This is a genomic window from Acinetobacter sp. ANC_7654 (assembly GCF_056779855.1).
The window spans coordinates 178,977-188,719 of record NZ_JBWYIR010000006.1; the positions used below are offsets into that span (position 1 = coordinate 178,977).

The following is a 9,743-nucleotide window of genomic DNA, read 5'->3' on the forward strand; positions in this document are numbered from 1 at the left end:
CCATCTACGAAACACACCACATTTAAAATCATCGTCTTGTAAAAAATAAATACAAATCAAATAAAAAAATAATATAAATTCAAAACTAAAGCCTTTAAAAAGATGAGTTCATATGCCTTTAGTATCTCTACAAAATAACCCGCCATTAAACCCAAAAGATTTCGAAAGCTTAATAGTGGTATTGTTCGAAGATATATATAAAGTTAACTTTCATAAATATGGTAGAAATGGGCAAGCACAATATGGTGCAGATATTTTAGGAATAGTGGGTAACAAACACATAGTGCTACAGTGTAAATGTTACGATCAATCAATAAATACAAAATTAAAAAAATCTGATATATCAGATATGATTAGGCTTATTGATGAAAAATATCCAAACAATTGTGATGTATTTTACATATTACACACCAAGCCAAATGACACCCAACTAACAGACTATGTTACACAACTCAACTCAGAAAGAGCCGGAGGTCAAGCTCAAGTTTGTTTATGGGGATGGGCTACTATAAATGATAGAATAAATGAATCACCTAGGGCACAAAAATTTATACAATCAGGCTATGCTGCATCAAGCTTAGATAACAAAGTTTTCTTACTTATCTTTTATGTTGCAGTAATGAGCTTCGTATCTTATTTTATTTATGACAATTATCTCTCAAGCAAAGCTAATAAAAATCAACGCTCTCAAATTACACAAGTTTATTTAAAAGCTATTTCGGACAATGTGGATCTTTTAAAGCAAGCATATATCGGGTGTTTGGAATCAGCTTCAGACCATTTGTTTCTAAACTCAGATCAGCTTCAACAACAGTGTGTGCAACCCATCTCCAAGCAATCAGAAAGCTTAGCAAAATTGCAGAATAAATACGCAGCTAGTGTAGATGATCAAGCTTATGATCAAATTAAAGTCTTTATCGACACTCTAGACAAACTAACAATTGAAACTTATGCAGCCGCCCAAATGACTAGATATCTTGAAAAGAACTTAGCGCAAAATTTACAATTGATCTGCTACAGCAAAGGAAATGAAAATAACAATGACTTCATAGCTAAACAAATTAAAGAAGCATTTAATTTCCAGATGTACGCATATTTTAAAAACCGTGATTTTAATATCCCAATCACAAATAGCATCAGTGCACAAATAGCAATCATCAGCAGGAATATAAATTCAGATGATCTTCCAGTGGATTTAATCCAAAAAGCAAATCAATTAAACACATTAATAAAAAAACACAATCATTATGCATATAGAGATTACCCAACCAACATTTCTCAAGTAAAAAATGCAACTACCATCGATGCAACATTTTCAGATGGCTTCCCATCAAGCAATAACGAAATGATAGCAATACAGCAAATGTCGACCCTAGTAGGTATAAAAAACAATCCGAAAATATTAGATCAACTTATAAAATGTGGTCACATGCGACCTGAAGCTAAAGCACAGTTAGATAATGAAAGTTCTAATTTCACGCTCCCATTAGGAAATGACAAAATTTAAAATAAAGGTTATTAAACAATAGTGTCAAAATATAGAGACCATTTATAAATACTAATACGTACCAGCTCAAAGATGATATTAAACAAACCACTTTTAAGAAAATGACACAGGTTGTGTCGTTTTATCCAAAAAATGACATAGGTTGTGTCGCTAAAAATGTCATTATGTGTCGCAACGATCGTTAACTTATTGATTTACACTTAGCAAAATGACAACTTATGTGTCGCGTGACGACGTTATTTTTTTTACTCAAGCAGGTTTAGTATGTTCAAGAATAAAAAAATAAAATAGCAGGGTTAAGTTTTAAGATTCTTAGATTAACATTTGAAGTGCAACACCATGTTGTTGCCATGATACTTGACTCGGACTTTTAAAGCCGAGTCTTTTCTTAGCCGATGATTCAAACGTTGAGTGATTTCTGAGATGTATTCATCCGTATAGATATTTAAATCACTCCCTTTTTTAAGGTATTGCCTGATTAGACCATTGGTATTTTCATTTGTGCCTCGTTGCCAAGCATTATAAAGATCAGCAAAACACCAGTCTATGTCTAATTCTTGAGCAGTATACTCATGCAGGCTGAACTCCTTACCATTATTTGCGTTGATTGTTTTGAGATGACCTTTGATCGGCTCAAATAGACGGATAGTTGTTTGGCAAACTTCTTCTGCCTTTCGTGAGCTACACTTTTTGAGCCATAGATAACCTGTCTTGCGATCTACAATCGAGACCAAGGATTGCTGATAGTTCTTACCTACAATCGTGTTTATTTCCAGATCACCAAAGCGAGTCCGATGCTCAATCTCAATAGGTCTATTATGAATGCATCTACGGGTTTCATGAAAGCCGTACTTTCGTTTCCTTTGATTTCTGAAACGTAGGTTGTGAAAGAGTGTGCCACCCTTATTTCTATCCTGCCGAATGAAGCGATAAATTGAATGCAAACTGACTGAAACACGAGAAGCGATCTGTTCAGGACTCCATAGAAGATAAGAGATAACTTGTGCCTATATTTCACAAGGGATTATTTTAGAATTGGAACAATGGCGTCTTCGAGCGAGTGTATTAGCATGTGTAGGGAAGTAACCATTTCTCGCTCGATTACGTTTAATTTCTCTAGAAATAGTTGAAGGTGACCGATTGAGTCTCCAAGCGATATAATGTTTAAAAAAACCTTCACGTAATAATATATAAATCTGATATCTTTCTTCTTAGGTAAGATGAGTATAGTTCATGAAGCAATTTTGACTTTGGATGGTCGGAAGCAAAATGCTAAATCATCTTACTTCCTTCCAATAACTTAATCATTCAAAAATTTTATTGTGAATGTTTTTTTTCCTTAGTACCACAAACCGATTAGAAATATAAATCTCTGCTTTAAAAAATAACACTATATAGTCACCTGCCTAATCACTGTAGTCATATTAATTGTAATTTTTCTAAATAATTCAACTTATACGACCTAGAAAATGCATTCAATAGTGCTTGGATAGATGCGGAAGCAATATCAGTATCAATTGCAATTCCCCAATACGTATTTCCACTGTAGTCTATACAACGAATATAACTAATAGACCGGCTACTACTCTGCTTCCCTAAAGTATGTTCTGAATACTCAGCAATCGTTATTTTACAAGGCCATTTCTTATTTAAAGCATTGACTGAGGCAGATAATAATCCATTTCCACAACCTACTAGATTGATAATCTCACCATGTAACTCAATAGATAGTTTGACTTCATAAACATCATCTTTTTTATCCGATTGATAACTTACAAGTTCAAAATTATCTTCATTAGCGTTTATACCATATTCCGTTCTAAATACTGTCCAAATTTCAGCATGAGATAACTCTTTCTTATTGTTATCCGTCATCTTTTGCACGATTTGGCTAAAATCTTTTTGTAACTTTAGTGGTAAATCTATGCCATGATTTTGCTGCAATATCCAAGCGGCACCACTTTTACCAGATTGACTATTTACACGAATTACAGCCTCATAACTGCACCCTAAATCAGCTGGATCTATAGGCAGATATGGAACTTCCCAAAATGAATGATCTTGAACATTTCTCCCTTTAAAACCCTTTTTAATTGCATCCTGATGACTACCTGAAAAAGCTGTAAATACTAATTCACCTACATAAGGATGCCTTGGGTGAATCGGAAGTTCATTACATTCTTTCACGATCTCTGCCACTTTCTTGATGTCAGAAAAATCAAGTTCAGGATAAATGCCTTGTGTGTACATATTCAAAGCAATATTCACAAGATCAACGTTCCCTGTACGTTCACCATTACCAAATAGACAGCCCTCAACACGGTCTGCACCTGCAAGTAATGCTAATTCAGCAGTTGCAACGCCTGTTCCCCTATCATTATGAGGGTGCACACTGATACAAACCTGTCCTCGTTTAGTAAAATTTTTACAAAAAAATTCAATCTGATCGGCGAAAATATTAGGTGTACTGACTTCAACGGTAGTGGGCAAATTAATAATCATTGGATTTTTAGGACTTGGAGCCCAAACTTCAGCTACGGCTTCACAAATTTCTAGCGCAAACTCAATTTCGGTAAAGCAAAAAGTCTCCGGAGAATATTCATAAGTCCATTTAGTTGCTGGATATTGCTTACATAGAGATTTCACCTGTTGTGTTGAAGCAACGGCTAGTTCAATAATTTCCTGTTTAGACTTTTGAAAGACAATTCTGCGGAATACTTCTGCCGTGGCATTGTAAACATGAACAATCGCTTGCTTTGCTCCCATCAGAGACTCAAAGGTTCTTTCAATTAGGTCTGGTCGGGCTTGAGTCATAACCTGGATACAAACATCATTTGGAATCTGATCATGTTCGATGAGGTAACGAACAAAATTAAAATCAGTTTCTGATGCCGCAGGGAACGCAACCTCAATTTGCTTGAATCCACATTCAACAAGCATTTGGAAAAATTTAAGTTTCCTATCGTGATCCATAGGATTGGCCAATGCCTGATTACCGTCTCTTAAATCGGTTGAACACCAAACAGGAGGGTGAGTAATTTTTTTACTTGGCCATGTTCTATCAGTAAAATCGGAAAAATCGAATGGACGATATTTATTTTGAGGATGAGTTAACATGATGTGATCCTATGACTTTAATCACATCATCATGAATCATCATTTTTTGTCTTTCTTTCGATTTAAAGACAAATACCATCTAGAAAAAGACAAAATCTAATCTGATTTTTTCTTTATATATTCTGTAGGCGTCATTCCCATTTGTCTTTTAAACATATAGGAGAAAGCACTAGGACTCTCATAGCCTAAATCTAAAGCGATATTGAGTATTGGCTTTCTCATTTCCAAATCAGTCAAGGCTTGCAGCAATTTTGCTTGCTTCAGCCATACACTAAAATTCATATTGAGTTCTTTCTGGAAAAGTCTTGAAAGTGTTTTAGAGCTAAAAGCATGCTGTTCGGCAACCATCTCTAAATGGTTGGTTCCAGAGAGATCTGCTTTGATATTTTCACAAATTTCTTTGAGTATCTCTGACTTTGCTTCTGGCAACTGAAATGGAATTTCTTCTAAAAAGCGCAACTCATCTAATATGAGTTCCAAAAGCCGTTCGTTTCTAGTATGAGGTAAGATTTCTTCTTTTATCTGTACAGCCTGATTAATAAGTTCTGACAGAAGTTTTGGAATAGCAACAACACTACATTGCTTATTGAAATCAGCACGGGCAAAGGGATCAACAAATATTCCTCGGGCTTCCACATTACCAAATATCTTGATTGAATGTTTTTTGTTTTCAGGTATCCATATACCTTTAGATGGAGGGATGACCCATATTCCTTCTGATGTTCGTACATGAATGACTCCAGAAAGAGTATGTAGTAACTGGATTCTGTCATGTTGATGAGTCCCTTCTACATAACCATGAGCATACGACTGTGCATAAGCATAGACTGGATAACTAAGCTGACCATGAGAATAATGCACGAGATGTATCTCCTTAATGCTCGAATTCATATTTTATAGATGATCGAGAAATAAAAAATATTTATAGGGAGCTTTGTAGTTGACTTAATGGCTGATATATGAATAGATTAAAGTAATTGTTATAGTTTTCTTAGTCTAAGAACTATTTTCGGAAAATAACACAGGTTGTGTCGCTATATCCAAAAAAATGACATAGGTTGTGTCGCTAAAATTGTCATTATGTGTCACAAATATTACGAAGCTTTTTGAATTTATTAAAAGGGAAATGACAACTTATGTGTCGCGTGATGCAAGCTATTGTATCTAAAAACAAAATAGCAGGGTTAAGTTTTCAGATTAAAATTTTCATATTCACATGTTTATTTAAGCATCAAAATCAATCAAAGTTAAAGCACTGAGTTTTCAACCAATTTAAGAATATCGAATTATGCAAGCACTCCTTTAAATCCAATGTGAATAATGAGTAATGAGCGGATTATTCTTCAAACTCAGGCAAAATGATCTCTATAACCTAATTCTGCAACACATATCGAGTTATAAAATTAGACATTACTACTACCCCCATACTAGCCACCTGAAAACACAAATAAAAATGAGCAAGGTTAACTTTTTTTAACGGAGCGAGTGTTTATTTCTATATTCTATTTAATAACGTTCAAAAAACAGGTCTAAATATAGAGATGAAAATCTCTTTGGAGTAGGAATTTAATTTTTTTAATCATTACCATTTTTTATTATCAATAAATCCTAAACAACATTTTTTTATGATTAAGTCTACCCCTGATAACTAACACATAAAGCTCTATAAAATGGTGCTTGGATATGATTTTTTTGTTGCAATCGCGTCTCCATAATGAATTTTATTTTATTAGAATATTTTTCAAATGACGAAATAACAAATAAAATTTTTGTTCTTCAAAAATTAATTTATTCAAATTATTAGAATTTTATTTTTTTCATACCAATTACTTTTGATTTCACATTTTTAAAAATAAAAAGAGGTCTCGAAAGACCTCTTTTCATTTGTTTAATTAAATTTGATTATATTTTAACAGATCATCGATCGCATAAAGACTGCTATCTGTATTTTGCAGAACAATAAGCTCAGTTGGGTTATATTTCGTTTTAGCCCCATCAGTATCAACACTAATCACCGTATTTGCACCATCTTGTTTGATCGTTACAAATTCACCAATGTTAGACGATGTAACATTCTGATCTTTTAATAAAGCAGAAATATCAACTCGATCACCTTCAGCTTGATTAAAGTCAGTCCAAATATCTGGACTTTCGGTATGTTGAGCTTGATTGAGCACATCATAAAGGACTGTATCAGCACCTTCACCAAGAGTAAAAGTATCGATTGAAGCAGATGCTTGTACGGTATCTGCCTCATCACTTCCAGTTAACGTCATCGAAACATTAATTTCAAGTGTTGCAGATTGTGATGTTCCCGCTTTAGAAACTGTTGTATAGGTGAATGTTTCAAGACCTCCACTTAAACCTGATGGTTGATACTCATAGGTGCCATCTTTGAACACAGTAAGGACACCGTGCTTACCTTGAACTGTGAACTCTTGACCACCTTTAGCTGGATCATTTACATAAAGCTCTTTAGATCCAATTTTCAGAATATCAATTTGGTCGATAGCTGTATCATTTTCAAATAAATCACCCTCGAGCAATGGTGTATCAGTTGGAGTAATATTATTGACCATTATTCCAGTAATTGATGCACTAGATACATTCACTGAATTAAATGTACTACTCGTTGTGTTAATTGAAATAACATAATCACCTGCATCGAGCACTTTGCCATCATCTAAAATAATTTCTGAGGCATAAGTCGTTGATGTCGAAGGATTCAATATTGTTCCAGCTGGCCATGTAATACTAACATTTCCGGTATAAACTTGTTCAAGCACTTGCTGTTCAACGCCGTTGACAAGCTGAGTAGTCACCTTATTAATCACAACACTCATTGAAGGATTATCATTAGTTAAAGTACGAGTGATATTCCCTTGGAGATCTAAGCTACTAATATAAGATCCTTCTTCAACTTTAAATTCTAATGTACGACTTGCAGATCCAATAATTCCAGACTCTACAGATTCATTGAGCGTTGAATAGTTTGCAGCTTGAACGTCTACAACTTCTGCATCGTTAGCTACTGTATTGGTATCAATCTTAATATTGAGAACTTCAATGTAAGTTGTACCATCTGCTCGTTCCACTACAACCTCAAAACGATCAATCTCACCATATGGTGGAGTCCAACCCACTGTGCTTTGTGGAACTGTAACATTGTAGGTATAAGTACCGTCAGTATTAATATTGAGTGAGCCATATTGACCCTGTACAACTAAAGCTTCACCTTCAACCACATCAGTGTTATTTACCAATATTAATTTATCTGTCGTAATCGGAGTCGCATCACCTTGAACTGATCCAGTTATCGTTTCTGGGTTTGCATAATCGTAAATATTGACATCTGTAACTTGAGCTGAAGCTCCTCCAATTACGTTTACACCACTAGTTTGCTTGATAATACCAACGTAAGTACCCTCACCAAAACTCAATGTTACCGGGGTTGAAACACCACCGCCAATGAGCACTTGAACAAAATTTGGAATTTCGTGTGCTTGAACCAACTGTTCAGTATTCTCATCTAAACGATAGATAACCAAACTAAATGTTGAAAGTATCGTTACCCCGCCCGCGGAACCGGTAAAGGTCATTTCTTGGAAAGTACCGTCTTCAACAGTGAAGTCCATGACACCTTCCGTACCAATTACACTTGCAGACAACACATCACCAGCAATACCTAGATCAAGTAAATTCAATGCGACTGCATTTGAAATACCTAATTCTTCGCCTGTGGTTTCAGTTAAATCAGGAGTAACATCAAGTAATACTGTATTATCAATGATGGCATTTTCATCTGTGGCAACACGCACTAATTCAATATTTAATTCAGCTGTGCGTTTTTCACCATTTGGTGCCGTTACCTCATATACAAAACGATCAACTTCACCGTAATCTCTAAATAATGGATCTACTGTATATGTATATTGTCCATTTTCAGAGATAGTTAAAGTGCCATACTCCCCTTTAATTGTTGCAATACCATCTGTAAATTGATTAATGGTATTTTCACCATGAGTAACTCCACTGATTTTACTACCCTCTGGGACGACATCTGTACCATTTTGATAATCCTGATCCGTAATCACATTACCGTTTATTGTTCCTGTCACAGCTTCTGGATTATTAAAATCACGTACAGCATCTGATTCAAATCTTAATGTATACCCCGTAACAGCTGACAACCCTTGGCCGTTACCTAATACAATGAGCCACTCTCCTTCATCTAAAGAACGACTTATCGTTTCTGACACACCACCTAATACAACGAGATACCAATTATCAATTTTTTCTTTTAATTCATATTCACCAGTTGACTCATTTAACTTATACATAAATAAGTTCATCGTCCCTGCTGTAAGACCACCAGCATCAGCATAGAAACTAATATCTCTTTCGGTGCCTTCTTCGACTGAAAGGGAAACTGAGGAGCTAAATACGCTTTCAAGCACACTTGCATTTAACACTGGACCTAAGCCAACAGAACCCACTGTAAATCCTGTTGAGTTAAGCTCTGTTGGTGTTTCATTAACATCTACAGTCGGTGTGATATCCAATACCAATTGCACATCATTATTCGCTGTTGCAAATGGCTCAGGTACCTCAATATCTACGAGATCATCTATTCTTTCTTGCAATAGAGCTTTTGCAGCTTCAATCGCGTCTGAAGTTTGATCAATATTGTCTAATGCTTGTTGTGCAAGAGTTTTTGCTGCCTGAGCAGCTTCTAGGGACTCTTGCAATTTATCAGCCTCTGCCTGTGTTACAGTACCGTCTTGCAAGGCGTCAGCTAAATCCTCTTCAGCCGTTGTATAAGCTTCTTCAGCACTTTCTATTAAAGCTTCGACCCCCGCTAGTAAAGTATCAATATCATCAGAAATATCATTTTCATTTTGATCATTTACTGTTGGTAAAGTGATATCAACCAGGTCATTTAAACGACCTTGTAGCGCATCTTTTTCTGCTTGTACTGCCTCAGGTAACGCTGTCACTTTTGTTTGTGCTTCTTCTTTAGCAGTAAGCGCATCATCACGTGCTTGAGTCAGTGCAGTAAGTTCTGTTGGAGTGATGAGCCCATTGGCATTTGCATCGATCAGCGCTTGTTCTGCCGCAG

General features: G+C 35.4%; 6 protein-coding genes. 1 reads left to right on the forward strand and 5 read right to left on the reverse strand.

Features of this window, described 5'->3' with window-relative positions; all coding sequences use genetic code 11:
• Positions 1-112: 112 nt before the first annotated feature.
• Positions 113-1,507 carry a hypothetical protein gene (locus tag AC1M86_RS08760; RefSeq protein WP_481607774.1) on the forward strand — a complete coding sequence of 465 codons (1,395 nt, stop codon included), beginning with the start codon at positions 113-115 and terminating at the stop codon, positions 1,505-1,507.
• Between the two features lie 317 nt (positions 1,508-1,824).
• Here AC1M86_RS08760 and AC1M86_RS08765 read toward each other — a convergent pair whose 3' ends face one another.
• From AC1M86_RS08765 to AC1M86_RS08785, 5 genes are all read right to left on the reverse strand, one after another.
• The gene (locus AC1M86_RS08765; RefSeq protein WP_481607775.1) at positions 1,825-2,451 is read right to left on the reverse strand and encodes an IS30 family transposase; all 627 of its coding nucleotides are present in this window, start codon (positions 2,449-2,451) and stop codon (positions 1,825-1,827) included.
• A 63-nt stretch (positions 2,452-2,514) separates the two neighbouring features.
• Complete coding sequence (locus tag AC1M86_RS08770; protein ID WP_481596350.1) at positions 2,515-2,703, reverse strand: helix-turn-helix domain-containing protein; 189 nt, start codon at positions 2,701-2,703, stop codon at positions 2,515-2,517.
• Between the two features lie 223 nt (positions 2,704-2,926).
• Positions 2,927-4,624: a 2-isopropylmalate synthase gene (gene leuA, locus AC1M86_RS08775; protein ID WP_481607776.1), complete on the reverse strand. Its 1,698-nt coding sequence runs from the start codon at positions 4,622-4,624 to the stop codon at positions 2,927-2,929.
• Between the two features lie 96 nt (positions 4,625-4,720).
• Positions 4,721-5,485, reverse strand: a complete 765-nt coding sequence (locus AC1M86_RS08780; protein ID WP_481607777.1) for an AraC family transcriptional regulator — start codon at positions 5,483-5,485, stop codon at positions 4,721-4,723.
• A 1,031-nt stretch (positions 5,486-6,516) separates the two neighbouring features.
• Positions 6,517-9,743, reverse strand: a 3,227-nt coding sequence (locus AC1M86_RS08785) for a BapA/Bap/LapF family large adhesin (RefSeq protein ID WP_481607778.1), incomplete at its 5' end; no start/stop codon positions are given.

Bases quoted from the DNA above. Each gene is read 5' to 3' on its own strand.
- AC1M86_RS08760 (WP_481607774.1), top strand. From the start codon at position 113: ATGCCTTTAGTATCTCTACAAAATAACCCGCCATTAAACCCAAAAGAT.
- leuA (WP_481607776.1), bottom strand. From the start codon at position 4,624: ATGTTAACTCATCCTCAAAATAAATATCGTCCATTCGATTTTTCCGAT.